The 410-nt window shown below is 54.6% G+C and carries 1 protein-coding gene; it reads right to left on the bottom strand.

Translation table 11 applies throughout. From position 1 onward, the window contains the following. A partial coding sequence (locus tag Q4563_RS16545; RefSeq protein WP_303605263.1) for a hypothetical protein occupies positions 1 to 410 on the bottom strand: 410 nt, incomplete at both ends.

Raw genomic sequence — 410 nt, 5'->3', positions numbered from 1 at the left:
AAGGTACCCTTGTTCTTGACCTGAACACTGTCTGCCGCCGATGACCGCGAGGCCGCACCACCAATGTGGAACGTCCGCATGGTCAACTGGGTACCAGGCTCACCAATCGACTGGGCAGCAATAACACCTACCGCTTCACCCACGTTCACCTGATGACCACGTCCAAGGTCACGACCGTAACACTTGGCGCAAATACCGGTACGGGACTCACAGGTAATGGCGGAGCGCACACGCACTTCATCAATACCTTCCGCTTCGATCATTTTGACCCATTTTTCATCCACCAGAGTACCGGCTGGAATCACCAGTTCACCTGGCTGATTGGGCTTGTAAACGTCTTCAGCAATAACACGACCCAGAATACGGTCACCCAGTGCCACGACCACGTCACCACCTTCAATCAGCGGTGT

The sequence above is a fragment of the Gilvimarinus sp. 1_MG-2023 genome (assembly GCF_030548285.1).
This window is presented reverse-complemented; position numbering and strand designations above follow the sequence as displayed.